The sequence below is a fragment of the Candidatus Curtissbacteria bacterium genome (assembly GCA_024654445.1).
GTDB lineage: Bacteria > Patescibacteriota > Microgenomatia > Curtissbacterales > GWA2-41-24 > JANLHP01.
Genome location: JANLHP010000026.1, coordinates 43145 through 70108 on the forward strand (window position 1 = coordinate 43145; position 26964 = coordinate 70108).

Annotated in this window: 23 protein-coding genes; 21 read left to right on the forward strand and 2 right to left on the reverse strand. The window is 39.0% G+C overall.

Going from position 1 to position 26964, the window contains the following annotated elements; all coding sequences use genetic code 11:
- Nucleotides 1-5 precede the first annotated feature (5 nt).
- From NUV69_04975 to NUV69_05055, 17 genes are all read left to right on the forward strand, one after another.
- Nucleotides 6-1307 carry a UDP-glucose/GDP-mannose dehydrogenase family protein gene (locus NUV69_04975; GenBank protein ID MCR4325010.1) on the forward strand — a complete coding sequence of 434 codons (1302 nt, stop codon included), beginning with the start codon at nucleotides 6-8 and terminating at the stop codon, nucleotides 1305-1307.
- Complete coding sequence (locus tag NUV69_04980) at nucleotides 1304-2293, forward strand: GDP-mannose 4,6-dehydratase (GenBank protein ID MCR4325011.1); 990 nt, start codon at nucleotides 1304-1306, stop codon at nucleotides 2291-2293. Before NUV69_04975 ends, NUV69_04980 begins: the two co-directional genes overlap by 4 nt.
- A gap of 78 nt (nucleotides 2294-2371) precedes the next feature.
- Nucleotides 2372-3346: a GDP-mannose 4,6-dehydratase gene (gene gmd, locus NUV69_04985; GenBank protein MCR4325012.1), complete on the forward strand. Its 975-nt coding sequence runs from the start codon at nucleotides 2372-2374 to the stop codon at nucleotides 3344-3346.
- A complete protein-coding gene (locus tag NUV69_04990; protein ID MCR4325013.1) occupies nucleotides 3347-4555 on the forward strand; it encodes a glycosyltransferase in 1209 nt (402 codons plus the stop codon). It begins immediately after the preceding gene.
- Between the two features lie 10 nt (nucleotides 4556-4565).
- Entirely contained in the window at nucleotides 4566-6098 is a 1533-nt protein-coding gene (locus NUV69_04995; GenBank protein MCR4325014.1) for a glycosyltransferase family 39 protein, read from the forward strand.
- Nucleotides 6099-6212: 114 nt separating this feature from the next.
- Nucleotides 6213-7142, forward strand: coding sequence for an aspartate carbamoyltransferase (gene pyrB / locus NUV69_05000; protein ID MCR4325015.1), 930 nt, complete (start codon nucleotides 6213-6215; stop codon nucleotides 7140-7142).
- Nucleotides 7143-7164: 22 nt separating this feature from the next.
- A complete protein-coding gene (locus tag NUV69_05005; GenBank protein ID MCR4325016.1) occupies nucleotides 7165-7920 on the forward strand; it encodes a glycosyltransferase family 2 protein in 756 nt (251 codons plus the stop codon).
- Nucleotides 7921-7969: 49 nt separating this feature from the next.
- Nucleotides 7970-9118, forward strand: a complete 1149-nt coding sequence (locus tag NUV69_05010) for a hypothetical protein (GenBank protein MCR4325017.1) — start codon at nucleotides 7970-7972, stop codon at nucleotides 9116-9118.
- On the forward strand, nucleotides 9115-9723 hold the full coding sequence (locus NUV69_05015) for a hypothetical protein (GenBank protein ID MCR4325018.1): 609 nt from the start codon (nucleotides 9115-9117) through the stop codon (nucleotides 9721-9723). The genes NUV69_05010 and NUV69_05015 overlap by 4 nt, the downstream gene beginning before the upstream one ends.
- Nucleotides 9724-11424 (forward strand): glycosyltransferase family 39 protein, encoded by a 1701-nt coding sequence (locus NUV69_05020; GenBank protein ID MCR4325019.1) that lies wholly within the window; start codon nucleotides 9724-9726, stop codon nucleotides 11422-11424.
- Complete coding sequence (locus NUV69_05025; protein MCR4325020.1) at nucleotides 11421-13199, forward strand: hypothetical protein; 1779 nt, start codon at nucleotides 11421-11423, stop codon at nucleotides 13197-13199. Before NUV69_05020 ends, NUV69_05025 begins: the two co-directional genes overlap by 4 nt.
- A complete protein-coding gene (locus tag NUV69_05030; protein MCR4325021.1) occupies nucleotides 13178-14155 on the forward strand; it encodes an NAD-dependent epimerase/dehydratase family protein in 978 nt (325 codons plus the stop codon). The genes NUV69_05025 and NUV69_05030 overlap by 22 nt, the downstream gene beginning before the upstream one ends.
- Nucleotides 14113-15450 carry a nucleotide sugar dehydrogenase gene (locus NUV69_05035; GenBank protein MCR4325022.1) on the forward strand — a complete coding sequence of 446 codons (1338 nt, stop codon included), beginning with the start codon at nucleotides 14113-14115 and terminating at the stop codon, nucleotides 15448-15450. Before NUV69_05030 ends, NUV69_05035 begins: the two co-directional genes overlap by 43 nt.
- 54 nt (nucleotides 15451-15504) lie before the next feature.
- Nucleotides 15505-16221 (forward strand): glycosyltransferase family 2 protein, encoded by a 717-nt coding sequence (locus NUV69_05040; GenBank protein ID MCR4325023.1) that lies wholly within the window; start codon nucleotides 15505-15507, stop codon nucleotides 16219-16221.
- 221 nt (nucleotides 16222-16442) lie between these two features.
- Entirely contained in the window at nucleotides 16443-17642 is a 1200-nt protein-coding gene (locus NUV69_05045; GenBank protein MCR4325024.1) for a hypothetical protein, read from the forward strand.
- The gene (locus NUV69_05050; protein MCR4325025.1) at nucleotides 17639-19339 is read left to right on the forward strand and encodes a YfhO family protein; all 1701 of its coding nucleotides are present in this window, start codon (nucleotides 17639-17641) and stop codon (nucleotides 19337-19339) included. Before NUV69_05045 ends, NUV69_05050 begins: the two co-directional genes overlap by 4 nt.
- Nucleotides 19318-20784 (forward strand): oligosaccharide flippase family protein, encoded by a 1467-nt coding sequence (locus tag NUV69_05055; protein MCR4325026.1) that lies wholly within the window; start codon nucleotides 19318-19320, stop codon nucleotides 20782-20784. The genes NUV69_05050 and NUV69_05055 overlap by 22 nt, the downstream gene beginning before the upstream one ends.
- 14 nt (nucleotides 20785-20798) lie before the next feature.
- On the opposite strand, the gene NUV69_05060 is transcribed toward NUV69_05055, so the two are convergent.
- Nucleotides 20799-22715 carry a hypothetical protein gene (locus tag NUV69_05060; protein MCR4325027.1) on the reverse strand — a complete coding sequence of 639 codons (1917 nt, stop codon included), beginning with the start codon at nucleotides 22713-22715 and terminating at the stop codon, nucleotides 20799-20801.
- A gap of 70 nt (nucleotides 22716-22785) precedes the next feature.
- Nucleotides 22786-23385, reverse strand: coding sequence for a peptidylprolyl isomerase (locus NUV69_05065; GenBank protein ID MCR4325028.1), 600 nt, complete (start codon nucleotides 23383-23385; stop codon nucleotides 22786-22788).
- Between the two features lie 105 nt (nucleotides 23386-23490).
- Here NUV69_05065 and NUV69_05070 point away from each other — a divergent pair, with 105 nt between their 5' ends.
- From NUV69_05070 to NUV69_05085, 4 genes are read left to right on the forward strand one after another with little or no spacing between them, the layout of a single operon-like run.
- Entirely contained in the window at nucleotides 23491-24384 is an 894-nt protein-coding gene (locus NUV69_05070; GenBank protein ID MCR4325029.1) for a glycosyltransferase family 2 protein, read from the forward strand.
- A complete protein-coding gene (locus NUV69_05075) occupies nucleotides 24384-25166 on the forward strand; it encodes a glycosyltransferase family 2 protein (protein MCR4325030.1) in 783 nt (260 codons plus the stop codon). The genes NUV69_05070 and NUV69_05075 overlap by 1 nt, the downstream gene beginning before the upstream one ends.
- A 1-nt stretch (nucleotide 25167) precedes the next feature.
- Nucleotides 25168-25845 carry a class I SAM-dependent methyltransferase gene (locus tag NUV69_05080; protein MCR4325031.1) on the forward strand — a complete coding sequence of 226 codons (678 nt, stop codon included), beginning with the start codon at nucleotides 25168-25170 and terminating at the stop codon, nucleotides 25843-25845.
- Nucleotides 25842-26891, forward strand: coding sequence for a glycosyltransferase family 4 protein (locus NUV69_05085; GenBank protein MCR4325032.1), 1050 nt, complete (start codon nucleotides 25842-25844; stop codon nucleotides 26889-26891). Before NUV69_05080 ends, NUV69_05085 begins: the two co-directional genes overlap by 4 nt.
- The last annotated feature ends 73 nt before the right edge of the window (nucleotides 26892-26964 follow it).

The window sequence follows — 26964 nt, forward strand, 5'->3', positions numbered from 1 at the left end:
GAGTTATGACTATAACAATCGTCGGTGCAGGATATGTAGGATTGGTTACCGCAGCGGTTTTTTCGGAACTCGGGAACAAAGTTTATTGTATAGATATTGACCAAAAAAGGATCGAAGGTCTTAAAAGGGGAAAGGTACCTTTCTTTGAACCATCATTGCCTGATTACATCAAAAGGAACATAGACGCCAAAAGATTATTTTTTACAACTAGCTATAAAGATTCAGTTCCAAAATCAAGTATAGTTCTAATCTGCGTAGGGACACCGCCAAAAGAGAATGGCGAAGCAGACCTGTCGTTTCTGTTCAGTTCGGTGGAAGAAACAGCCAAAAACCTTTCTGGCTACACCCTTATTACAATTAAAAGCACCGTTCCCATCGGTTTTGAAGGGGAATTAGAAGCTACCGTAAAGAAACACGCAAACGCCAGATTTGAATTCGCCTCTTCTCCGGAATTCTTAAGAGAAGGTAGCGCGATAGAGGACACGCTTCACCCAGACAGAATTGTCATTGGAACGTCGAGTCAAAAAGCTCAAAGATTACTCCTTGAATTACACGCGCCAATTTCTGGTGAAAGAATAGTATGTGACATGCGCAGTGCGCAGCTTATTAAATACGCGTCTAACTCTTTCCTTGCTACTAAAATTTCTTTTGCAAACGCTGTCAGTGTTCTCTGTGAAGCAATGGGGGCCAACGTTGAGAAAGTTATGGAAGGAGTAGGCATGGACAAAAGGATTGGTCGTGCCTTCCTATATCCTGGAGTTGGTTACGGCGGCTCTTGTCTGCCAAAAGATGTTTTGGCCTTTATCGCTATTGCTAAAAGTTTCGGATACCAATTCGACCTTTTAAAGGCCGTTGACACTATAAATGCGGGACAAATAGAAATGTTTGTTAATAAAATTGTAGGAGCCGTTTCAAAAGAAAAAGGGTCTAGGAGCCTCGAGGGTATAACTTTGGGAATTCTGGGTCTTGCCTTTAAACCTAATACAGACGATATGAGAGAAGCTCCATCTGTAAAAATTATTAAAAAACTCCAAGAATTAGGTGCAAAAGTAACTGCGTACGATCCAGAGGCAGAAGATGCTGCGAAGAGAATACTTCCCGAACTTAATTACGCGAAAGACGAATATGCCGCTGCGAAAGGGAATGACGCATTAATAATTGTGACCGAATGGCCGCAATTTCGAGAGATCGATCTCGAAAGAATAAAAAAACTTCTCAAGGCGCCGGTTATTATAGACGGTAGAAACCTGCTCGATGAAAATAAAGTAAGAAACGCTGGTTTCAAGTACGAAGACATTGGCAGATGAAAAAAGCGCTAATAACAGGAATCGCAGGTTTTGCTGGAAGTCACTTAGCAGAACTTCTGTTATCTGAAAAATTTGATGTCTACGGTTTTTACCATCCGCAGCACTCCACGGAAAATTTAAGATCTATAAAAGACAGTATAAACTTAATAGACTGCGATATCCTAAAAGCAAAATCTACACAGGAAAAAGTTTTAAAGATTAATCCTGACTTCGTTTTCCATCTCGCCGCTTTTTCGTCGCCCCCCAAAAGCTTTGAAAACCCCGCAGAAACCCTAAATAACAACATCGTCGGCCAAATCAATTTGCTTGAGGCACTAGTTAAAATTAAATCAAAAGCAAAAATATTAATTATTGGCTCGTCCGACGAATACGGAATCGTTGAAGAGAAATATTTGCCAGTCAACGAAGAAACTCCTCTTGCGCCTCTTTCTCCATATGCAGTCTCAAAAATTGCCCAGGACATGCTAGGCTTGCAATATTTTCTTCATAATAAGCTAAACATCGTAAGGATTCGTCCGTTCAATCATATCGGTCCCCGACAATCGCTCGATTTTGTCGTCCCTTCTTTTGCTTCTCAAATAGCACAAGTCGAAAAAAAAGGGAAAGGAGTTATGAAGGTCGGCAATCTCGAAAGCTCAAAAGATTTCACAGACGTTAGAGATATGGTTTCAGCTTACCTACTCGCTCTCGAGAAAGGAAAAGTGGGAGAAGTTTACAATATAGGTTCAGGCAAAGCCGTCAAAATAAAAGAGATTCTAGACATTCTAATCTCCCTCTCAACGGCAACGATAGAAGTAAAACAGGAAAAGAGCAGAGTCAGATCAACAGATTTTAAAACAGTTTACGCTGATTATTCCAAATTCAAAAAAGATACAGGTTGGCAACCAAGGACTCCACTTTTAAAAACACTTTCTGATACAATTGAATACGAGAGAATTAAGCTCGAAGCGCGAAATTCGAAATCCGAAACAAACCCGAATGTCTGAAATTCAAATGTTTCAAACATTCTGAAAATTAGAATTTTGAACATTGTTTCTAATTTCGATATTCGAATTTTAATCATTATGGCACAAAAAAGAGCACTGATTACCGGAATTACAGGGCAAGATGGGTCATATCTAGCAGAATTTCTCCTCGAAAAAAATTACAAGATTTTCGGCTTAACAAGAAGAACCTCAACGCCAAATTACGAAAGAATTAAGCACATAGAGAACGAAATAGAGCTGATTCCAGGGGACCTATTAGACCAGCAGTCCCTAACTTACGCAGTTGATCATTCGAAGCCTGACGAAGTTTATAACCTGGCAGCTCAAAGCTTTGTCGCAACATCCTGGTCGCAACCGGTATTAACGGGAGAATTCACAGCCTTAGGAACAACGAGAGTACTCGAAGCGGTAAGACAAGTAAAGCCAGACGCCAAGTTCTATCAGGCGTCATCCTCAGAAATGTTTGGACAGGTAGCAGAGACTCCCCAAACTGAAAAGACGCCATTTCACCCTAGAAGTCCTTACGGGGTAGCAAAAGTTTATGGACATTGGATAACCATTAATTATAGAGAATCTTACGGACTTTTTACTGTTTCCGGAATTCTTTTCAATCACGAATCGCCAAGGCGAGGGTTGGAATTCGTTACAAGAAAAATATCACACAGTGTTGCGAAAATTCATCTCGGCCAGCAAGACCATATAGAGCTCGGAAACTTGGACGCAAAAAGAGATTGGGGTTTCTCGGGTGATTATGTTGAAGCAATGTGGATGATGTTGCAACAAAAAAATCCTGAAGATTTTGTAATCGCAACAGGAGAAAACCATTCAGTCAAAGAGTTTGTAGAAGAAGCCTTCGAGGCAATTGGAATTGACGACTGGCAAAAATATGTAAAAGTTTCGAAGGAATTTTATCGCCCGGCAGAAGTCGATTTTTTAATAGGTAATGCTGCTAAAGCAAAGAAAAAACTGGGTTGGGAACCAAGGGTATCCTTCCCGGAACTCGTCAAAATGATGGTGGAGTCTGACATTAAACTTTTGCAAAAAAATTCCTAAATGAGATTAGTTGTTAATATCCCGACATACAATGAAAGAGAGAACATTGAAGAGATTATAAAAAGAGTTTTAGAACAATCCAAAAACCTAAAAGATTTAGATCTCCATGTTCTAGTTTCGGACAGCCATTCCCCAGATGGAACTGGAGATGTCGTTAAGAAAATCTCAAGATACAACCCTCGAGTTCACTACTTAGATGTTAAAGAAAGGGGCTTAGGAGTTGGTATCGTAAAAGGACACAGATACGCAATCAATAAGCTCAAGGCTGATTTACTAGCTCAAATGGACGGCGATTTGTCCCACGACCCATCATCTCTGCCTAAAATGGTGGACTACATTAAAGAAGGATACGACCTGGTTAATGGGTCCAGGATGACAAAAGGTGGCAAAAACCTTCTAGGGTGGCACAGAAGGCTCTTTACAAAGGGATCTGCTCTTTATTGTAGGCTAGCTTGGGGAACGTGGAAGCTGACAGAATATACCAACTCTTACAGAGTTTTTACAAAGAAACTGTTTGAAAACATAGATTTTAAAAACGTCCCCTGGAAATCCAAAACATATATCATCCAGCCGGCTTTTCTCTATGCGGCAATAAGAGCGGGAGCCAAAATAAAAGAAGTACCAATTACTTTTACAGATAGAAAAAATGGATACTCAAAAGCTAAAATAATACACTACATAATCGATGTTCTATTTTTTGGAATTAAAGTTAGGCTGAAAAGATCCAAAACTTTTGTAAAGTTTCTTTCGGTAGGAACTCTTACCTACTTTGTAAATGCCATCTCTCTCGGACTCCTAAACAGAGGCCAAATTTACAATTTACCTGTAGTTTCAAAACCTCTTCTCGATTTTATTCCCCCTTATGATGGCGCCCCGCAATTTTTATTTATAACGATCGACAGGCTGCTCGTCGCATCAATAATCTCCATAGAATTATCAATTATTATCAACTTTTTATTCCACGACAATTGGACCTTTAAGCACAGATCTCACAAAGGTCACCAAGTTGTTAGGTTCTTTAAATTTAATATTACCTCCATCGGAAGCCCCATCATCCAGTTAGTGTCGATACTATTCTTCGCGAGGGCTCTAGGGATGCACGAACAGATAGGTTTAGCAGTCGGCGTAGTAATCGGATTATTTTTCAACTATTTTATTAATCTTCTGTGGATCTGGAGACCCGAACCCAAAGAAGCAGCTTTACAATAGACCAATCTTTATGCCCGCCTTCTTTCATAAAACCCTCAACTTGTCTGGGCAAAGGAAAATTCAGCTCGCCATCTTAGCCGTCGTTTTGGTTGCAGCAATCTTTTTGAGATTTTGGCAGATAAGAGAATACGTCATATTTTTAGGAGACGAAGGGAGAGATTCAATCGTCCTGAGGAATATGATAATAAACAAAAGGCCCACGTTTCTTGGCCCCACAGCATCTGTTGGCGGTTTCTATCTTGGCCCTATTTATTATTGGATGGCGGCACCATTTTTACTTTTGTCCGCTTTTGACCCGATCGGCCCCTCGTATCTTGTGGCCACAATCGGTGTTGCGACGGTCTTACTTCTATATAAATTTGTCAAAGATATAGTAGGTTTTTGGCCTGCAATTATCGCAAGCTCGCTTTATGCAACTGCACCTCTAATAGTTAGATATTCAAGATCATCCTGGAATCCAAATCCTCTACCGTTTTTTGCCCTACTCATGCTTTATATGATTTATCTTGGAATCAAAAAAAACAGCCTTAAATACTTTCTATTCGCGGGAATGAGCTTTGGAATCGCAATCCAATTGCATTACCTCGCGATTAACTTAATACCAATTGCCGCAATTATTGTGCTTCTTAATCTAAATTACCGGAAGCTACTGCCAGCACTTTTACTTGGTCTTGCCGGCTCGATTATAACCTTTTCTCCTTTTCTCCTTTTTGAGGTTAAACACAACTTCCCGAACTTCCGAACTATTTTAGAATTTGTGACCCGCGATGCAACACACGGCTACAAGTCTTATGACTTAATTAGCATCTTTGGCAACTTCGGCAATATATTTTTAGAGGAAATCTCAAAACTTAAAGGAACAATTATCACTAGAATTGTTTTGTGGGGTCTCGGCCTCGGTGCAATAGCAGGGGTTATAAAGTATTGGAAGGACAAAGACAAAAGGCTAGCATTTACACTAAGCGCTATTTGGTTCTTGGGCGGCCTTCTTTTTTTACGATTTTATACCGGGCAGATTTATGATTACTACTTCGGATTTATGTTCCCCGCGCCCTTTTTGCTTCTCGGAGTGATTATAGGACCTCTGTGGAGGAAAAATCTTGCAAAATTAATTGTCATAGCATTCTCAATAATTGCTATCTCTTGGTTTCTTAAGAACGAATTTTACACTTCACCGCCCAATAACATCATTAAACAAACGGAAGAAATCGCAGAAGCCGTAATAGAAAAGTCGGAAGGGAAACCTTACAATTTTGCACTCATTAGTAGCAGCAATAGCGATCATGCGTACAGATATTTTCTCGAAATAAAAGGCCACAAACCTACAAGCCTTGAAACTCTTGTAACCGACCAATTACTTATAGTATGCGAATCAAAAGATTGTCATCCGCTTGGCCACTCCCTTTGGGAGATCGCAGCGTTTGGTAGGGGAGAGATAGTCAGCGAGTGGGAACTTGAAGATTTAGGCATTAAAGTAGTTAAATTAAGACATTGGCCTGGCGCACCATCCCCTGCCGGTAAACCTGCTCAAAAAGGCGCTTAACTCAAGAAAGCGATTACACACTTCCGAGATGCCAATGACAATAAAGATGATTTTTTCTGCTCGCTCTTGTAAACTTGAAAGACGATACCGAGGGCTTTCAGCCCTCGGAAGTTTATGAAGCTAAAACACGTAGTCTCCGCGACACAATTTGACACTGATACACTGCGTAAATTGTTTAATACCGCCTCAAAAATTAAAAACGGTAATTACCCAAAGAAAGCTCTTAATGGAAAAATTATGGCAGCAATTTTCTATGAACCCTCAACAAGAACGAGGCTTTCTTTTGAAGCCGCAATGCAAAGACTTGGTGGGCAAGTCATTTCTACTGAAAACGCGAGTCAATTTTCATCCGCGTCCAAAGGTGAAACCCTAGAGGATACTGTAAGAATAATAAGTTCTTACGCGGACGTCATTGTTCTAAGGCATTTCTCACCGGGGGCTTCAGATATCGCGTCCAAATTTTCATCGGTCCCTGTTATTAACGCCGGGGACGGGAACGGAGAACATCCAACGCAAGCATTGCTTGACCTTTTTACAATTTTTGGGAAATTTTCAAAAAATGGATCCTTGCCGCCAAAATTCACAGTTGCAATGGTAGGAGATTTAACAAATGGTAGAACGATACACTCCCTATCGTACTTGCTTTCGCTTTACCCAAAAGTAAAAATAATTTTTGTTTCGCCAAAAGCACTCACAGCGCCAAATAGCTTAACGAGTCACTTAAGAGAGAAAAATATTGATTTCTTAGAAACTGAAGACTTTAAGTATGCCTTAAAAGTTGCTGACGTTGTTTATCAAACGCGGATACAAAAGGAAAGATTCAAAGGCAAAAAAGATTATAAGAAATATTTCGGCAGTTTTATTCTCGACAATAAAACGATTTCTCTTATGAAAAGAAATGCGGCAATAATGCACCCCCTTCCTCGAGTGAATGAAATTAACCCTGAGATAGACGATGACAAGAGATCGATATACTTTGAACAAGCCCAAAATGGGCTTTATATTCGAATGGCTTTGCTTCTTTTTCTCTTTGACAAAGCCTAAATCACAAAGCGATAATGTTTTAATGGCGGACAAGCCCCACCTAACAGTTATAATTCCAGCCTACAACGAAGAGCCTAACTTCAAGAAGGGGACCATAGACGGCGTTCCTGAGTATTTGGAAAAGCAAAATTATTCTTGGGAAATACTAATAGTCGATGATGGTTCCGACGACAATACAGCATCACTTGCCGAAGAATTTGCCAAAAAGCATAACAACATACGAGTTATTAAAAATCCTCATCAAGGTAAGGCCGAAACAGTTAAAACCGGGGTAGAAAAGGCAGACGGTGAGCTGATTCTTTTTACGGACTTTGACCAAGCGACTCCTATATCTGAAGCAGAAAGACTACTTCCATTTTTCCCCGAATACGATATAGTTATCGGCTCAAGACAGTTACCGGGAGCCAAAAGAGAAAAAGAGCCGATATACAGGCACATAATGGGCCTAGGATTTAATTTAGTAGTCCAAGTAATCGCGATTCGTGGAATTTGGGACACACAAGCAGGGTTTAAATGCTTTAAGGCAGAAGTTGCTAAAGAACTATTCGGTCATTTGCAAGTGTACGGCCGCGGCAAGAAAGTTAAAGGAGCTCTTGTTACCGCTTTTGACGTGGAGCTTTTATTTATCGCTAAAAAGAAAGGCTATAAAATTAAAGAAGTTGCGATCGCTTGGCATCATGTTGCGACAACTCGCGTCAGCCCAATTAAAGATTCTTTAAGAATGTTTCGCGACGTTCTTAAGGTAAGACTTAATGATATAAAAGGTGTTTACAAATAACTTCAAAGGATTAGAAAAAGTCCTTCTCGTTATAAATTTTTTTCTGTATTTGCCTCTAGCAATTTTTTCCTATTCTTACGTCGATTTAAATCTAACCCTCTCACAAAATCCGCTGGCCCTCAGCATCATTAGCACTTTGCAACAACTGGGATATTTCAACAGACAGTCAGCAACATTCATTTTTATATTTTCAATAACCACAGTTTTTTGTTTTTTTGCTTACAATCTTTGGCTTTTTAAAAAAGGGAAAATATCCGCAAATTATCTTAAAGTTGCAACAATAGGTAACACTATTATTCTCATTTTTGCTTACCCTTTTCTTTCATCCGACATTTTCAACTACATGTTTGATGCAAAAATTATTACGCAGTATCACGCCAATCCTTACACACATAAACCATTAGATTTTCCAAGCGACGAGTGGATAAGATTTATGCGCTGGGTACACAGATACTCTCCCTACGGACCATTATGGCTCGTTATGTCGACAATTCCCTCAATCCTAGGATTTGGAAAGTTCATAACAACCCTTTTCGCATTTAAAATCTCAATCGGCATCTTCCATCTAGTGAACTCTTATCTTATCTACAGAATACTCAAAATAACAAATCCCAAAGCACTTTTACTGGGCACTGCGTTCTATGCAATGAATCCGCTCTTTCTCATAGAAGGAGTCGCAAACGGCCACAATGATCTTATTTTGGCAACCTTTTTACTTGCATCCATATTTCTTTTTACGAGCAAGAGATATTCTTTGTCACTAATAACACTTCTTGCCGGAGCTTTAGTAAAGTACATACCGATTCTTAATCTACCTTGGCTCATTTGGGCAAAGCTAACAAAACAAAAAAACGTCGAAAAGCTAATTTTTCTTAACTTGCTTACGATGATTGCGTTCACGATTATATTTTCGACCACTAAAATATCGACCCCCTTTGTCTCTTCTGGCGCAACACAAGTTCAATTCCAACCATGGTATCTTTTTTGGACAGTACCGTACGTCTCCTTACTTGCAAAAAAAGAGTTGATTTTAGCGGCTTTTATAGTCTGTTATGGCGCGATGCTAAGGTATTTGCCCTTCCTTTATTATGGTGACTGGTCTCAACCAGGAACAACCACATTTATGAAATTTTCGATTTTAATTCCTTTAATAATTGCCGCAGTAATATCTGTTATTCCTCGTTTTTCCAAAAGATGATACACACTGCTTGGCCTGTTGCCTTAGTAATACTTTTAGTTGCAACAGCCTACTCACACTTTTTAATTAAGAGAAAATCGACAATTTTGTTGAGTTTTTTGCTCCTTGTTATAAGCCCGTACTTTCTGATGCTCATATTTTCAAACCCAACAATCACTGAAGAATTTCCAACGATTGTAAAATGTAATCAAGGATCCAACAACTTCTCCTGTCTAGCGTCCACGGAATTTTTATTCTTCAACGCAAATGAGTACTTCCCTAAAAACATCGGCGATTATGGTCTCTTTCTCCCAAGCTTTATTTTTCTAACTCTCGCTGGGATCTATCGAGTATCTAAAGAAAGAGAGCCTTCTTACTTAGGACTTTTAGTATTGCTCGCGCTTTCTATTTTCGTGTCGTACATTCAACCAGAAAACAACCTCTCCAGAAAACTATTATTCGTGCCAATACTTTCAGTCTTAATAACCATCGGCGCAGACCAAATATTTTTCCCAAAAAAGCGTAATTTAAAATACATAGTGACATCTTTAGGGCTAATTCTCCTCGTCTCATATGAAGCTGCGAGAATGTATCAAATTATTATCTATCACAATCCGTTTGCATAAATGAATAGAAAACTCATTCTCACACTTATCATTGTTTTCGCTGCTTTCCTGCGCCTTTACGACTTGCAGCACTTCCCTCCCGGTCTTTATTCGGACGAAGCCGCATATGGATATAACGCCTATTCAATACTAAAAACTGGCCGTGACGAATATGGAAATTTCCTACCACTCACCCTCAAAAGCTTCGGCGATTATAAACCTGTTGGGACCGCTTACTTAACCATTCCTTTCGTTGCGATTTTTGGGTTGAATGAAATTGCCGTTCGCCTGCCTTCTGCTATCTTTGGCACGGTCACTATCGCCTTAGTCTACTTTATTGCTAAAGAAATCAACTCCGAACCAGCTTATGAAAAAACACTTAAATTTCTTCCAGAAACAGCGAGTCTAATGCTCGCCATATCTCCATGGCATATTCATCTGACAAGAAGCAGCATGCTAGTAGGAATTGAGAGTGCCTTAATCGCCTCGGGATTTTTATTCTTCATAAAAGGTCTAAAAAATTCAAAATTCCTTTTTGTGTCAGCTGCTTCTTTCGTTGCTGCTATCTATACTTATTATGGTTCCAGATTAACGGTTTTATTACTTATCCTAAGTCTTGTTCTAATTTTTCATAAAAGACTATCTCAACTTAAAACCGCGGTCGCAAAAAGTATTATTTTTGCCCTAATTCTTCTTCTGCCAATGGCGCTTTCAATTGTCAGAGACCCCAGTGCACTACTTGGCCGGGTTTCAACAATTAGTATTTTTTTCGATCCGGGTATTAAATCTAAGCTTTGGGAAATGCACACCTTAGATGGAGCAAATTTTCCACCGCTCGTTAGCCGTTTCTTTCACAACAAGCCTTACTTTTACTTTACAGATTTCCAAAGACGTTATCTTCAACACTTTTCTTTTGATTTTTTGGCAGTAAGCGGTGATCCGCATCCTCCATTTAATATTCCAAAAATGGGTCAACTTTATCTTTTAGAAATTCCTTTTATAGTCGTCGGATTAATTTATTTAATCTCCATGCAATCTAAAATCACTCGCTCTCTGCTCGCCTATTTACTGATTGCTCCTGTTGCGGCCTCCTTAACTTTTATTACGCCAGCTGCAAACAGATCATTCAATATGGTAGTTCCTCTAACGCTTGCCTCAGCAGCCGGTATCTTGGTAAGTGCCAACTATGTGAGTAGGAAAACTAAAATTAAGTCAAAAGCTTTCATCGCAACAATAATTATCCTTTACGTTGCTTCTTTCACTTTTTATTTAAATTCTTATTTTAAAAAAATCCCTATGGAAATACCTGACTCATGGCACTACGGAAGACGTCAATTAGTGGAAAAAGTAAGCAAACACGAAGACAGCTATGAAAAAGTTCTGTTAACGGAAGAGGAAGGACCGACTTACATTTGGCTGCTTTTTTATAAACAATACGAACCTGAGACCTATTGGGAAAGTGCTAAGATAACTCCTCAACCAGACTATTTAGGCTGGCTGCACATTCTTTCTTTTGGTAAATATTATTTTGAACCAGATCTTAACTGGGAAGAAAGAGAAAAAGAACCAAAAACACTTTACGTCGCATATCGTGACCAACTACCCGACAACTGGGAAGGTCAAGTGCAAGATAAGAATTATAAATTAGTAATCGATGAAAGAATCCTTTACCCTAACGGCAAAACAGTCTACAAGATTGGGCATTTATCTGAAGCAAAATGAAAAAATACTTAGGCCCGCAATTTATAACGGATTGGCAGAAAACTGCGATTTCAAATCGCAGTTTTGATGCCAAACGGCTACATACTTCTCCAGCATTGGAGAAAGACACAGGTTTTCTGCCACCCGATGTAAACTTAAAGAGTAAAACTCCAGCACTTATGCTGGAGAAGTTTATGAGGACCGCAAGCTCTGCTTACCTGCTAGTTTTTTTAGTCACATTAATTGCTTTATGGCCATTTTTTAGAAAGGGGTTTTATCAAAGTCATGACGGCGAGTGGATGGTCATTCGCTTTTCTGCTTTTCATCAAACATTAGCGGCAGGACAATTTCCAGTAAGGTTTGTTGACAGACTAAATAATAATTACGGATACCCCGTTCTTAATTTTCTTTACCCTCTTCCATTTTATCTCGCAGAATTTCCAAAAGCGGCTGGACTTGGATTTGTTGAAAGCGTCAAAGTAATTTTTGTCACTTCAACAATTTTTTCTTCTCTTGCTATGTTTTGGGCGCTTTCGCAAAAGTTTTCAAAAGCTGCAAGCACAACAGGAGCCATTGTTTATACTTTTGCTCCTTATAGATTTGTAGATCTTTACGTCAGAGGCTCTATTGGTGAAAGCATGGCCTTTGCTTTTGTACCACTTATCCTAGGAAGTATTTTCAAAATAGAAAAAGGTGATAAGAAGTTTTTCCCGATTCTTTCGATTTCAACGTTCTTTCTTATTCTCTCCCACAACGTAATAGCTCTCCTATTCATCCCACTACTGTTCATTTCGGCGCTCTTGATTCAAAAAAAATCGAGATTAAGACTCGTTGTGAGCCTTCTATTAGGTATAGCTGCATCAAGCCTCTTTTGGATACCAGCTCTTTACGATCTTAAATTCGTCCGACTATCACAAATAAAAGTATCAGAAATAGAAAACCATCTTGTGAGTCTTGAAAAACTTTTACTGCCATCATGGGGATATAATCCAAACCCAAATGATCCTCACGGCATGTCTGTGCAAATTGGATTAATTGCAGTACTAATGTTTATCGCGACTTTAATTCTGATACTAAAAACTAAGGGTAAAAATTTCCTCTTACTCTTTTACCTGAGTGTATTTGCGATGATCTTGTTTCTGCTGACGAAACAATCCCAGTTTTTTTGGCAAACTGTATCTTTTGTAGATATCATTCAGTTCCCCTGGAGGATGCTCTCCATTATTGTTTTTGTATCGGCCATAATGACAGCTTACGTTGTAGACTCCATACCAAAAAAACAAAACATAGTCGCGCTTATAATCTTAATTTCAGCGATATTAGCAGCCCTCCCTTACACTAGACCAAGCGCTTTTGTAGATAGAGCAGAAGGTTACTATGCAACCAACGAAGACACAACCACAGTTCGGGATGAATATATGCCCCTCTGGGTCAAAGAAAAAAGTGTATCAAGAGCGAACGAAAAAGTGCAAGTAGAAGGAAAAGGCGAAGTTACGAATCTTAATATCAGACCCGCAAACTACCAGCTAGATATAAAAGCTTTAGACAAACTCAAAGTGCAAGTGAACACTATATATTTCCCGGGGTGGCAGGTAAGATCAAATGGCCAAACCATCCCTATTGATTATCAAAACAACTTAGGCTTAATACGCTTTTATTTGCCAGAAGGCACACACAAAGTTATAATCAAATACACAAGATCGTCTGTCCATCTTGCTGCAGAAGTTATATCTCTTGCAGCACTTTTTGTAATCGGAGCATACTTCATTTATATATGGCGAAAACAAGATTCTTAGTTACGGGCGGAGCCGGATTCATCGGCTCCGAAATCGTCAGACAGCTGCTGGAACGTGGTTTTGAAGTCAAGGTTGCCGATGACCTGTCCAAGAAAGACGCTTCTGTCGACAGTCGAGTGGAGTTCGTGAAAGTTGATCTTACAGACGCTGAAGCGACAAAAAAAGTTTTTAACGGAATCGATATCTGCATAAACGCCGCTGCCAAAATCGGTGGCATCGGATACTTCCACAAGTACCCAGCAACAATTCTTTCCGAAAATAACAAAATCTACAGCAGTACTTTTGAGGCAGCAACAAAAGCAAAAATTAAACGCTTAGTTTATATCTCCTCTTCTATGGTCTTTGAGTCGGCAACACATTTTCCAAGTAAAGAGGAAGACGTGATTAAAATTCCACCACCAGTTTCCTCCTACGGATTCTCCAAGCTTTCCGGTGAATGGTATTGCCAATCTTTCTGGGACCAGTATAAACTGCCCTATTCTATCTGTCGGCCTTTCAACGCATACGGCATTAACGAATTTCCTGAAAGAGAAATCGGCTATGCCCACGTAATCCCGGATTTGGTGAGAAAAATAATAGAAGGACAATATCCACTCGAGCTCTTAGGAGATGGAACACAAACAAGGTGTTTTACGCATGTTCGCGATATAGCAGACGGTATTATTACCGTTGCTCTTCACCCAAAAGGTGAAAATGAAGATTTCAACATCGGCACGGAAAAAGAAATAAAAATGATAGATCTTGCCAAAAAAATATGGGAAGTTATGGGCGAAGAAAAACCGTTCAAGGTAAAGTTTGTAAAAGGCTTCAAATTTGATATAAAGAGAAGAGTTCCCGATACCACGAAAACCAAAAAAGTTGTCGATTGGGAACCGAAAGTAAAGTTTGAAGACGGCTTAAAGGAGGTAATAGCTTGGCTACAAGAGCAAAGAGCTCAGGGAAAACTGCAAAGGTAGCGGTCGCAGTAGTCGGCATCGGAAGAGTTGGTGCTCCACTGGCACTGTTCCTTGCCGAGGGCGGCCATCTTGTCTACGGCCTTGATGTAGACCAAGAGAAAATCAATGTGCTTTCTAAAAAGCAAATGCCCTTCATGGAAGAAGGCGCGCCGGAACTCCTAAAAAAGCATATAGGTAAAAACTTTCGTGTCTCCACAGATTTCTCAAACATCGCCAAAGCAAAAATAATTATCCTAACGCTTGGAACTCCAGTCGACGAGAATATGAACCCTAGCCTTGTTCAAATAGACAAAGCGCTAGCTGTAGCCCGTCCTCACCTAAGACGCGGGCAGCTTTTAATCTTAAGATCAACGGTTTCGCCTGGAACGACCAACTACGTAAAAGCATATCTCGAAGACGAAGGATTCAAAGTAGGCATTGACTTCTATCTGGCATTTTGTCCGGAAAGAATCGCGGAAGGGAAATCGCTAATAGAACTAGCTCAAATTCCTCAGATAATTGGTGGAGTAGACAAAGCAAGCTCTCAAAAGGCCGCCGCCTTTTTCAAAGGTTTGGGAATCGAAGTTAATTTGGCAGATTCTGTCTCAGCAGAACTCGCCAAGCTCTTCACAAATATGTACAGATACATCAATTTCGCGATCGCAAACGAATTCATGATTCTCGCCGGCAATTATCACAGAGACGTTTATCAAGTCGTAGATTTAGTCAATAAAAATTACAAAAGAGGCGGGCTTTCGCTGCCAGGGCTTACAGGTGGTCCTTGTCTCTTTAAGGATGGATTTTTCTTAATAAGCGATATTCCTTTTGCCGATTTAATTTCGACGAGCTGGAAGATTAACGAATCAATTCCTTTATTCTTAATTAATAAAGTAAGAGAGCGGACCCGAATGAAAGGTAAAAAAGCCGTAATCCTTGGCCTCGCCTTTAAGGCGGAAATTGACGATATTAGAGAATCACTCGCATTCAAAGTCAAAAAGGCGCTCGAACGGGAAAGGGCAAACGTTTTTCTTCACGACCCCTACGTTCCCGGCTATCAGAACGATCTTGACGAAACCCTAAAAGACGCAGATCTTATTTTCCTAGCAACAAACCACAACTATTATAAGCAGCTAGATATAGCCAAAGTTAAAAAGCTAGTCTCGAAATCATGTGTTATCTGCGACGTATGGAATGTTTTCAAAACCAACAAAATTATTTTTACAATCAAATCCCTAGAAACTCACATGGCAAGGACCAACGGAAAGACTAAAGAAAGCCTCGATGAAATCTTCGAAGGAAAGTGGCAAGAATTGTAGTCCTAACCCCTAACTTAGCTTTACACTGATCCTATTCTCATTTACAATTTACTCATGAAACTTTCAGTCGTCATGCCCGTTTACAACGAGGGTGATGTAATCGGCGAGACAGTAAATCGGGTTGAAACAATAGTAAAAACTCCTCACGAGCTTCTTATTATTTACGATATGGACAACGATACATCAATTCCTCCCGTAAAAAAACTACAAAAAAAGTATCCAAATGTAAAACTTGTGAAAAATATGTACGGTGGGGGAGCGTTAAACGCTCTCAAAACAGGGCTTAAAACAGCAAAAGGGGATGCAGTTTGCATTATGATGTCCGATTTAACTGACGATCCTAAGGTTCTTAACACAATGGTGGACAAATTCAACCAGGGATATGACGTTATCGCTGCGTCAAGATACATGAAGGGCGGCCGACAAATAGGGGGGCCTAAATTTAAAAGGTTCTTAACAACTACCGCAGGTCTAAGCCTCCATTACTTCTTTGGCCTTCCCGTTCACGATGCGACTAATTCCTTTCGGCTCTACTCGAGAAGATTCCTCGACAAAGTAAAAATAGAGTCGGATGGAGGATTCGAACTGGCGATTGAATTTACAGTGAAAGCACATTACGGAGGATACAAGGTTACGGAAGTCCCCACCACCTGGACTTATCTCGACAAGGAATCAAGGTTTAACATGAAAAAGTGGATTCCAAAATATTTTAAATGGTATTTATGGGCCGTTAATAAAAGAATCTCGGGTTGTCCAAAATCCACTAAATGAATTTTCGAAAAAGTCTGTTGGGAATTTTTTTAATTCTTTTGTTCCCCTCTCTCGTATTTTTTTCTCTACTACCGCATTATTTTTTTCAAGACGACTGGTTCGTTTTAAATGTCACAGATATTTCCTCCCTACGAGAATTCGTATCGCTATTTTCTTTCAGAACTGACGTTGTTTATTGGAGACCACTCGGGATGTTTTTATACTTTCTAATTGCAAAAACAATGTTTGGTTTAAATGCACTAAATTTTTCTCTCCTTATTTTCGCCTTTCACATTGCAAATAGTTATCTGGTTGGCTATTTGTCCCTGCAGCTGTTTAAAAACCGGCTTGCGGCTTTCTTGTCATCACTGCTTTATGCAACTGCCGCTTTCCACTTTCTAACTCTTTCTTGGTTTTCGCTAGCATGGGTCGCAATTGGCACAACACCCTTTTTGCTCTCTTTGATTTTCTATATAAAATACAGAAGTAAAAGAAACAACAAATACCTGGTCTTTTCTTTAGTCTCTTTCATCATGTCTCTTACAGCAACAGAGTTTGCTATAACCTTACCCGCGTTTATCGTTATCTTGGAGTTTTTTGCAGGATTAAGTAGACGAGACATAATTAAAAAAATTAGCCCAATCCTAATTTTTACAACGCCGGTAATTATTCTTTACCTTCTGGCTAGATTCGTTTTTTTCCCAATTCCAGCAGAAGGCGATTATCAAATAACGATAGATCGTCAAGTGACCAAAACTCTAGCCTGGTACTTTTTGTGGCTCCTAAATATTCCAGAGGAATTAAAATATCAAATAATCGTCTCGAAATTACAACTAACACACACTTTTCTAAGAGACTCCGGAAAACTTTTTCTGCCCACGCTTCTATTAATATCAACAACGCTGTCGACTTTTAGCTTGCTCTTGTTGGCGTCGCTTAAATTCAAGATGGCAAAACTTCTAGGATTTTCACTAATCGCTTTTGTAGTCGGCATAATGCCAGTTTTATTTTTACCCTCCCATTCATACCCTTACTACCTAAGCATCGCCTCAATATTCCCCTTCATCTCAATAGGCTACCTTTTATCTGCAATTTATAATATGGATAATAAAATACTTACTATGCTCGCCGCGTCATTCACTCTAAGTCTCATCGCACTCTCTTTTCTTACAGTATTTCTAACAACAAGACTCCACTGGGCGGCAGGAGAACAACGTATTTCAAAAGAGATAGTTGAAAAGACAACAGATATGTACAAGCATATGCCAAACGGCTCAGAAATAGTTCTATATACAGCAGGCCCCCAAACGAAACAGTCATTAATGGACCAATATGCCTTCAAAGTTATTTATAATAATAAAAGCGTAAAAACTACTTATTTAGAAGATAGGAAATTTCCGGAAGCTGACAAAAACCGATACTACGTAAATATAAAAGAATGAGAAAAAATATCCTGCCGCTAATTTTTATTCTTGCGATAACAATAGTCTTATCACTGCCGCTCCTTAAGCCCGGTCTACACACTATTCACGACGATCAGCAAATAGCAAGACTTTACCTTTTCGATGAAGCTATAAAAAGCGGCCAATTTCCCGTCCGCTGGGTAGACGATCTTGGGTTTGGATTTGGTTACCCACTGTTCAATTTCTACCCGCCATTCGTGTACATGCTAGGAGAAATATTCCATATAGTCGGATTTACCTTTATTGATAGTATCAAGTTAGTTTTTTTCTCAAGCATTATCGCGTCCGGATTATTTATGTACCTTTTGGCAAAAGAATTATGGGGCAGATGGCCAGCCACAATCAGCGCAACTTTTTACATGCTTGTTCCTTATCGTGCTCTCGACATTTACGTAAGAGGAGCCCTTGCCGAGTCTTTTGCGTTCGTCTGGCTGCCCGCAATTTTATGGAGTTTTTACAAGCTTGAAACAACCAAAAAAAGAGTTTATATAGTCACATCCGCCATGTTTCTCGCGCTTCTGATGATCACTCACAACCTTATTTTTCTGCCTTTTATGCTACTTTTCCCTTTTTACTTATTATTCCTTTTTCTTAAATCTAAAGATAAAAAGAGATCATTTATTCTCTATACAAGTTCAGCTATCCTCGCCTTAGGCACCTCGGCGTTCTTTTGGCTACCAGCCATCTTTGAAAAGAGATACACCATTGTCGATCAATTGCTCCTTGTAAACCTTGCAAGCTACCAGATTCACTTTGTTTATTTACAGCAATTGTGGAATTGGACGTGGGGATTCGGAGGGTCTTCAGTTGGGCTTACAGATGGAATTTCGTTTAAAATTGGAAAACTCCATTTACTCGCATCTTTTGCAGCCTTAATACTTTCAACGTTTTATATTATAAAAAACAAAAAAATTTCCCTATGGCCAATACTATTTTTTATTCTCATGATTATCGCCGCTTTCATGACTACCCAGTACTCTAAAATAGCGTGGGATAACATTACCCCTCTGGGATACCTTCAGTTTCCATGGCGTTTCTTAATATTCACGGCGCTCTTTAGCTCTCTACTTGCCGGCGCCCTTGTGTACCTTTTAAGAATTTCGATTTTAAAAATAAGTATTGGTGTTATCCTAATTCTTTTACTAGTCCCTAACCTGAAGCTCTACAGACCACAATCATACAGAAATGGTTTGACGGATCAAGTAGCAACTTCCAGAGAAGAAATTAGGTGGAATGTGTCAAAGACGTCATACGAGTACCTACCAAAAGGTATAGATCTTGTAAAAGACGAAAAAGGAATTAATATACCTCAAGTTGACAGAAATAACATCCCAAAGCAAAAGGTTGAGGTCATCGAAGGCAATGCAAAGTTTGAAGACATAAAGGGCTCCCCTACCGAAGTAACTTTTACGTCAAGATCAAATGAAGGGGCACAAATAAAGGCGAACATTTTTAACTTTCCCGGGTGGGAAGTTAAACTCAATGGTCAGAAAATTTCAATTGACGACAATAATGCTCTGAAATTGATAACATTTGAAGTACCAGCGGGGGAGAGTAAAGTAGATATTGAGTTCAAGCAAACAGGCTTGAGGCTTGCAGCTAACCTGATAAGCCTTTTTGCAATTTTTTCTTTAATTACTCTTACAGTAACTAAATGGCAACCGAAGAAATTTTAGATTTACAATTAATTAAAAAAAGATCCGTTCATGGTATAGCGACCCTTACCCTAAGAACTTTCTTTATCCAAATATTCACTTTTTTTGCAACCTTTATTCTAACGGTACTCTTAGACCCAGCAACCTTTGGCGTCTACATTATTGTTTCAGCACTCATTAGCGTTTTTATTTACTTTTCAGACGTTGGCCTAGCAGCAGCACTCGTCCAGAAAAAAGAAGACGTAACAGAAAAAGATCTCTCTTCGACCTTCACTATCCAGCAGACGATAGTAATAGCACTGGTTATTATCGGATTTTTATTTTCAAGCCCCATCGCCAATTTTTACAATTTAAGCAGTGACAGCCTATTACTCTTACGCGTTCTGATATTCTCCTTACTGCTGTCCTCACTTAAAACCATACCGTCAATATTGCTCGAAAGAAAACTGCTTTTTACAAGACTCGTAATCCCTCAAGTTTTAGAAAATATAATCTTTTATACGATCGCGGTCGTTCTGGCTTTTTACAACTTTGGTATCGCAAGCTTTACATATGCGGTTCTCGCAAGAGGTGTGGTTGGCCTAGTTCTTATTTATATCCTTTCACCATGGAAGCCCTCAATTAGCCTTGAAAAGGAAACCCTCAAGAAACTTATCTACTTTGGTGTTCCATTTCAGCTGAATAGCATCCTGGCTTTAATTAAAGATGACTTGTTAATAGTAGTACTTGGAAAAATCTTACCATTCTCGCAAATAGGTCTTCTTGGGTGGGCCCAAAAATGGTCACTTATCCCACTACGATTTTTTATGGACAGCACTATCAAAGTTACGTTTCCTGTCTACTCAAGACTTCAAGAAGACAAGGATCACCTAAGAAAGGCAATCGAAAAATCACTGCAGTTTGTGACATTCTCGACCTTCCCGGCTGTTACGGGTATTGTTATCATTGCGCCTCTTGTCGTCGACTTAATCCCGAGGTATGAAAAGTGGGAACCTGCCTTGCCATTGCTTTATATTTACAGCATAAACGCTGCTTTTGCCGCAGTGAACACAACCTTAACCAATATTTTATTTGCGTTAGGAAAGCCCAAAATAGTCCTGAACATGATGTTGTTTTGGACATTTTTTTTGTGGGTCCTAACCTTTATTTTTGTTAAAAATTACGGCTACATTGGTGTTGCAATAGCGTCGGCAATAGTGGCTGCGTCAACAAGTATAGTGATCTTTTTTGTTAAAAGAGAAGTTGACGTGTCCATTCTCAAAAACGTTAGAGTTCCAATCGCATCAACAGCCGCTATGCTCATCGTTTCCAAGGTCGCGTATTTAATAATCCCGCAAAATGCACTCGGATTAATATTATTAGTAATTGTTGGAGCAATAACGTATCTTGCCACTGCTTACCTTTTTTCCGGTAAGGAAATTAAAAATAACTTAGCTCTTGTTTTGAATTCAATCAGAAGCAGATAGAAGTGTAGGGTAGGTTATATAACTTTTAAAACTATTGATTTGTCGTTAAAGTATACTTTTTGCAAAAAATCCAGGTTTTGAAACCTCGACTCGTAAACGTTCTTTTCTACATATAAATAAGAAATACTGTTCCCCTTCAAGTTGTTCTTAATTTCTAGCGGATCACTGGAACTAAAAACAACCCGCACAATCCCTTCCCTGCTCTTAGTATCTTGACCGTGATCTCTTAAAACCCCAGCGCCAGACAAAAACAGAGGTCTGTCCGAGAGGAAGCTAACATACATGAAAGGTTCATCTTCTGCCATCCAAGATTCGACCAGCACCACGGAATCTCTCGGAGTCTCATTCTTCAGGTACGAAAAAGCATTTAATTCATCGCTGGTAACCAGATAACCTTTTTTGCTTTGAACGTATAAGAAATTATTCATCCCTTCGTACAAGGACCGCGAAACAGTGAGGGTCAAAACTAGAGCGATTAATATAACCTTAAAGACAGCCGGAAGTCTTCGGGTCCAGTAATACAAAGAAAGAGAGGCGTATATCGCCCCAATAATAAATACCGAGATTAAAAATTGCACGGTGTTTGCTCCGCCCGTTTTTTGATAAAAAAATGATCCGGCAATTAAGCTCGTTATCATTCCTGAAAGAAGAAATATGTTGAGTTCTCTTGGAAACAATTTGAAAGAACTCCTAGTTTGTAGAAGTCCAAAATTCACCGTGCCGAATAAAAAAATGAAGAAGAGAACCACGAAAAATGCCTCCAAGAGATAAACTTCAAATATCCGATTTTCTTGCAATCTTTCCAATCTCAAATAATCGAGTTTAGAAATGGCAAGATCCTTGTGCTGCACAAAATTTTCAAATCTCCACATACCATTAAAAAATAATCCGCCAGCACTTCTGTTAACAGGTATAAAGTAAGCCATAGATATCAAAAGACAAATAATTGGAACTAAAGTTAGGCGTAGGTTTTGCCTAAGGAGAAAATAGACACCGATCCCAAAAAAACCTGCAAGGGCAAAAAGTCCACTATATACTTTAAACCCTATTAAACTTCCCATCACAACCGCCGCTAGAATCCCGGCATACATCTCCTTCTTTCTAAAAAAACGTACAAGTAAACTAAGCCCAGCCAAAAATATAACGATAGAAAAAGCTCGAGGAGGGCCAGCGAGTAGTTTAGAAGCGTCGTCAATTATGGTGACGTCAAAATTGAAACCTTTACCCCGCAAAAAAAGTAGAACGTACAATATATCTCCACTAGCATATAGAAAAATCGCAAGCCACCTTGAGAAAGATTTTCCAAGCCCTAACAACTCGCCTAAAACAAACGCGCTACCGCCCAAAAGGAGGGCAAGAATTAAGCTTAAAAATTGAAATTGAACCTTGATAAAATCTAAATTAAAGACTCTCGATAACTCAGCAGCAGCCAGGTTGGAGAAGTAATGATAATTGCGAACGTGAACTCCGACCATTCCTGGTTCAAATGGTGGAACGTTTTTGATTAGTTCATTTGTCAGGGAAAGATGAAAAATGGCATCCGGAACGCCACGACAGCAAAGATATAAACCCTGTTCATTTCGCACACCAATAAACCAAACTGCAGACAAATTAAGTACTATGCCAACAATCACGATAATTAAGCTCAGAATATCAACCTTGAAGTTGGGAAGCCTAAACTGAAGTTTTAAAAAATGCTTACGTTGCAAAAATGTCCAGACTAAAAAAGAAGCGAATAGATAAAGGTAGGTCAATTGCCTGGCATCTAAAATGCCAAAGATGTAACCTTGAAAAACCCACAGAACAATCCCGACGGAAAAGCTTAGTACTAAAGATTCCAAAAACGAAAGCTTAAGAGGACGCAAGACGAGGTTCCCCGGCACGTAGAATGCGGCAAACACTGCAAACAAAAACACGACAAAGTCAGCCATAATAACTTAATCTAAGTCTAGAAGAGGCTGCTACGTAGTGTCAATATTGGCAAAGAGGAGCGAGTAAGGTCTACTCTATTGTCACTTTTTGTATCTTATCGCCAACCTGTATTTTATCGACAACATCCATTCCACTCGTTACCATGCCAAATATCGAATAAAGCTTAGGAAGGGGAGTGTCACCCAGCATAATAAAAAATTGACTACCGTTCGTGTCTGGTCCTGCGTTGGCCATAGCAACTATTCCGCGTTTGTAGTCTCTCGTTACCGGGTCGTTTTTAAATTTATAACCCGGTCCTCCAGTGCCGTCGCCACTAGGATCACCGCCCTGAATAACAAAACCTTCCTCTCTTCTGTGAAAAGTTAAGCCGTCGTAAAAATTACGACTGGCGAGGGATATGAAATTAGAAGAAGCAAATGGAGCGTCTTCGTAAAGTTCGAAGGCGATATCTCCCTTGTCTGTTGAAAGCTTCGCCATCTTGCCTTTTATTTCCTCTGGTTTTAAAACTGTAAACGGTTGGTTTGTTTGTTCCATTTTTACCTCACCTGATGCCTCTTTTGTTTCAGGTCTGCTTGTAATATCGTCATTGTCCGAGCTTCTGCCGAATACTAAAAATCCAATAAGCAGAACTACGACTAATGCCCCAAGTGCAACAGCTAAATTCCTCATAACAGACTCAAGATAGTCTAAAAGAGAGTAAACATTATGTCAATGTATCAGAGAGATGAATAAGACAGAGTAAAAAGATTATACTAACTTTATGCAAAAACGGGTATGAAGGTATCGATAGTTGTTCTAAACTATAACGGACTTGCAAATACTCTCGAGTGTATAGAGTCCCTTAAAAAGCAAGATTTTACTGGGAACGACGTTGAAATAATAGTCGTAGATAATGGGTCAGAAGACGGTTCAAAAGAAGAACTGCCGAAACTCAAGGGAATTAAACTTTTATTTAATGAAAAAAATCTTGGCTACACTGGGGGAAACAACAAAGGAATAAGAGATGCACTTAAAGGAGGATCAGAAGCGATACTAGTTTTGAACAACGATACGGTTGTAGATCCTCTGCTTATCAAAACCTTAATAAAGGCAACCGTCTTTGGTGATGTCATCACCCCTAAAATATATTTTGAAAAAGGTTTCGAATTTCACAAAAATAAATATAAGAAGGATGATCTTGGTCATGTAATATGGCATGCGGGAGCCCACATTGACTGGGAAAATATTCTCGGCGTCCACGATGACGTAGATGAGGTAGACCATGGACAATTTACAAAAAAGAAAGAGATAGATTTTGCAACAGGGGCCGCGATGTTTGTCAAAAGGGAAGTGTTTGAAAAGGTTGGACTTTTTGATAATAAATACTTCCTTTATTTAGAAGATATGGATTTTAGCGTACGCGCTAAGAAAAATGGTTTTAAAATTATCTTCGAACCAAGAGCCATCTTGTGGCACAAAAATGCCGGATCGACTGGCGGTTCAGGTTCAAAGCTCCAAGATTATTACATAACAAGAAACAGGTTGTTATTTTCAACAAAATACGCAAAACTTAGAACTAAGATTGCAGTCCTAAGGCAAATTGTAAGTCAATCAAAAGACCCGATAAAAAGGAAAGCGTTAATGGATTTTTTAACTTTCAAATTTGGAAAGGCGTCTGTTAAATTTTGATGAAAATATCGGCACTCATTCTCGCAAAAAACGAAGAAGAAATGATCGAGGATGCTCTTTCGCAGCTTAATTTCGTCGACGAGATTATAGTCTTAAGTCAAAACTCGTATGATAACACAAAAAAAATCGCCCTAAGGTACACTGACAAAGTTTTCGAAACTAAAGTTGAAGACTTTTCGAAAAATAGGAATTTTTTAGCAGAAAAAGCTAGCGGGGACTGGTTGTTGTATGTAGATGCAGATGAAAGGTTCGATGCAAAAAATAAAGAAGAGATAAAAAAGGCACTTGCCCAAAACGAAAGTTTCAAAGCATATTATTTTCCAAGAAAAAATATGGTCTTGGGCACGTGGGTCAAGCACGCTAATTGGTGGCCTGATTATGTGCCAAGATTGATAAAAAAAGAAAACCTAGTTACTTGGAGGGGAAGAGTTCATGAAAGCCCAGAAATAGAAGGAGACTTTGGATACCTTAAAAACCCTATAACTCATCTTACCGCAAGAAATATGACCCTAATGCTTGAAAAAAGCATCAGATGGGCAAAAATAGAAGCACAGCTTTATAATAAGGCAAGCAACCCAAGGGTTACACAAGCAAGAATAATACGCTTCTGCCTATTTAAGTTTTTACATAGATATTTTTATAAGCTTGAGATACTTGATGGAAGAGTTGGACTAATTTCAGCCATTTATCAAGCGCTACACGATGCTATGACGTTGACATATCTGTGGGAAATTCAAAACGATACCCAACATAAGTTCGAAAAAGCAGTAAAGTCCATTTAAAATGAACAAAAACTTTTTACCTTACGATGTTTATGAAAGGCACCGAAAAATTGGGTCTCTCATCAAAAAAGATGATAGCGTACTTGATGTCGGCGGAGAACTCGATCATCTATCTCAATTTTGTAATCCTAAAAAATTAGTTGTCGCGAACTTAACACCAGCGGATGTTGTAATTAAAAAAGGAAAACTTCCATTTAAAAACAATTCGTTTACCACGGTGACCGCAATAGATGTTCTTGAGCACATCGCCAAAGAAGAAAGAGAAGGCTTTATGGAAGAGTTAACAAGAGTCGCGAAAAACAGAGTCATAATTTCCTTTCCAGTAGGAACAAGTTGTCACAAAGAGTATGAGTCTAAAGTTCAAAAATGGCTGACTGATAGGGGGCACGACGTGACCTATCTCAAGGAACATATCAAATACGGTCTTCCCGAAAAAGAGGAAGTGGAAAAGCTTGCGAAAGATTTCGATCACAATCTTAATTTTTCCGGGAACATAACAGTTAACGAATTCCTTTTTAAGCTTTTTATGTTTGATCCTCATATCAGGTTTATAAGAAGAGCAGTTTATTATCTGAAATTACTTTTTAACCTAGTGACGAACAATATTTTTTATCTGATTCTTTCAGACAGCGATTATTCCAACAACGTAATCAGAGCATATTTAATAATCAAAAAATGAAATTTGGATTTTTCAGCCCATATTTAAATACCTTTGGAGGAGGCGAAAGATATATGCTAACGCTCGCGTCACACCTTTCAAATGGTCATCAAGTGGATATCTTTTGGAACGAGCCCGAACTAAAAGCTCCTATTGCACGTTTTCTAAAAATAGACTTGTCAAAAACAAAATTCGTAGATAACATTTTTAAACATAAATTCTTAAAAAAATCTTTCGAGTCCATGGGGTACAACATGATCTTTGTTTTGTCCGATGGAAGCGTTCCCTCAACATTTGCTGCCAAGAACATATTACACTTTCAAGTCCCTTTTAAATTTCCCCCTGCTAATGTGAAGACTAGGCTTAAGCTAAGAAAATATAAATATGTAGTTTGCAACTCCAAATTTACGAAAAGTTACATCGATAAAAGTTTCAGCATAAAATCAAGAGTGATATATCCTCCTGTCGATATTGATTCAATTAAACCAGGAAACAAAGAAAAACTGATTATCTCAGTCGGAAGATTTAGCCCTCATCAGCTTCACCCCAAGAAACAAGAAGTTCTAATAGAAGTATTCAAAGAAGTATATAAAAAATTTCCTCAGTGGCGATTAGTCCTGGCAGGGCAAGCGAAAAAAGGTGACGAAAAATATCTCAGGAATCTGAAAAAATCTGTCCGAGGGTTCGGTATAAAAATAGAGGACAACATGAAGGTGGAAGATTTAAGAAACCTTTATGGGAAAGCTTCTATTTATTGGCACGCGACAGGGTTTGGGGAAGACGAAGTAAAAAATCCCGAAAGGATGGAGCACTTCGGCATATCGACGGTAGAAGCACAGGCAGGAGGAGCAGTGCCGGTTGTAATCGGAAAAGGCGGTCAAAAGGAAATTGTTGAAGATAGAAAAACCGGAAGACTTTGGACAACAAAATCCGAACTCTATGATGCAACTATTGACCTCATTAAAGGAGACGAAGAAAGGGAAAAGCTATCAAAAGCTGCAATCAAAAATAGCAAGAGATTTAGTCATCAAGTATTCTTTAATGAATATGAGAAAATTATTTTTTAAAATTTCGCCCGCTTTTCTTTTCACAGTATTACTTGTATTTTTATTCTTTTTGCCCAATCTTTTAAATGGAAAA

Excerpts from the sequence above, each read along its gene's own strand:
- NUV69_04975 (MCR4325010.1), top strand. The coding sequence starts at position 6 with ATGACTATAACAATCGTCGGTGCAGGATATGTAGGATTGGTTACCGCA.
- NUV69_04980 (MCR4325011.1), top strand. The coding sequence starts at position 1,304 with ATGAAAAAAGCGCTAATAACAGGAATCGCAGGTTTTGCTGGAAGTCAC.
- gmd (MCR4325012.1), top strand. The coding sequence starts at position 2,372 with ATGGCACAAAAAAGAGCACTGATTACCGGAATTACAGGGCAAGATGGG.
- NUV69_04990 (MCR4325013.1), top strand. The coding sequence starts at position 3,347 with ATGAGATTAGTTGTTAATATCCCGACATACAATGAAAGAGAGAACATT.
- NUV69_04995 (MCR4325014.1), top strand. The coding sequence starts at position 4,566 with ATGCCCGCCTTCTTTCATAAAACCCTCAACTTGTCTGGGCAAAGGAAA.
- pyrB (MCR4325015.1), top strand. The coding sequence starts at position 6,213 with ATGAAGCTAAAACACGTAGTCTCCGCGACACAATTTGACACTGATACA.
- NUV69_05005 (MCR4325016.1), top strand. The coding sequence starts at position 7,165 with ATGGCGGACAAGCCCCACCTAACAGTTATAATTCCAGCCTACAACGAA.
- NUV69_05015 (MCR4325018.1), top strand. The coding sequence starts at position 9,115 with ATGATACACACTGCTTGGCCTGTTGCCTTAGTAATACTTTTAGTTGCA.
- NUV69_05020 (MCR4325019.1), top strand. The coding sequence starts at position 9,724 with ATGAATAGAAAACTCATTCTCACACTTATCATTGTTTTCGCTGCTTTC.
- NUV69_05025 (MCR4325020.1), top strand. The coding sequence starts at position 11,421 with ATGAAAAAATACTTAGGCCCGCAATTTATAACGGATTGGCAGAAAACT.
- NUV69_05030 (MCR4325021.1), top strand. The coding sequence starts at position 13,178 with ATGGCGAAAACAAGATTCTTAGTTACGGGCGGAGCCGGATTCATCGGC.
- NUV69_05040 (MCR4325023.1), top strand. The coding sequence starts at position 15,505 with ATGAAACTTTCAGTCGTCATGCCCGTTTACAACGAGGGTGATGTAATC.
- NUV69_05045 (MCR4325024.1), top strand. The coding sequence starts at position 16,443 with ATGTTTGGTTTAAATGCACTAAATTTTTCTCTCCTTATTTTCGCCTTT.
- NUV69_05050 (MCR4325025.1), top strand. The coding sequence starts at position 17,639 with ATGAGAAAAAATATCCTGCCGCTAATTTTTATTCTTGCGATAACAATA.
- NUV69_05055 (MCR4325026.1), top strand. The coding sequence starts at position 19,318 with ATGGCAACCGAAGAAATTTTAGATTTACAATTAATTAAAAAAAGATCC.
- NUV69_05060 (MCR4325027.1), bottom strand. The coding sequence starts at position 22,715 with ATGGCTGACTTTGTCGTGTTTTTGTTTGCAGTGTTTGCCGCATTCTAC.
- NUV69_05065 (MCR4325028.1), bottom strand. The coding sequence starts at position 23,385 with ATGAGGAATTTAGCTGTTGCACTTGGGGCATTAGTCGTAGTTCTGCTT.
- NUV69_05070 (MCR4325029.1), top strand. The coding sequence starts at position 23,491 with ATGAAGGTATCGATAGTTGTTCTAAACTATAACGGACTTGCAAATACT.
- NUV69_05075 (MCR4325030.1), top strand. The coding sequence starts at position 24,384 with ATGAAAATATCGGCACTCATTCTCGCAAAAAACGAAGAAGAAATGATC.
- NUV69_05080 (MCR4325031.1), top strand. The coding sequence starts at position 25,168 with ATGAACAAAAACTTTTTACCTTACGATGTTTATGAAAGGCACCGAAAA.
- NUV69_05085 (MCR4325032.1), top strand. The coding sequence starts at position 25,842 with ATGAAATTTGGATTTTTCAGCCCATATTTAAATACCTTTGGAGGAGGC.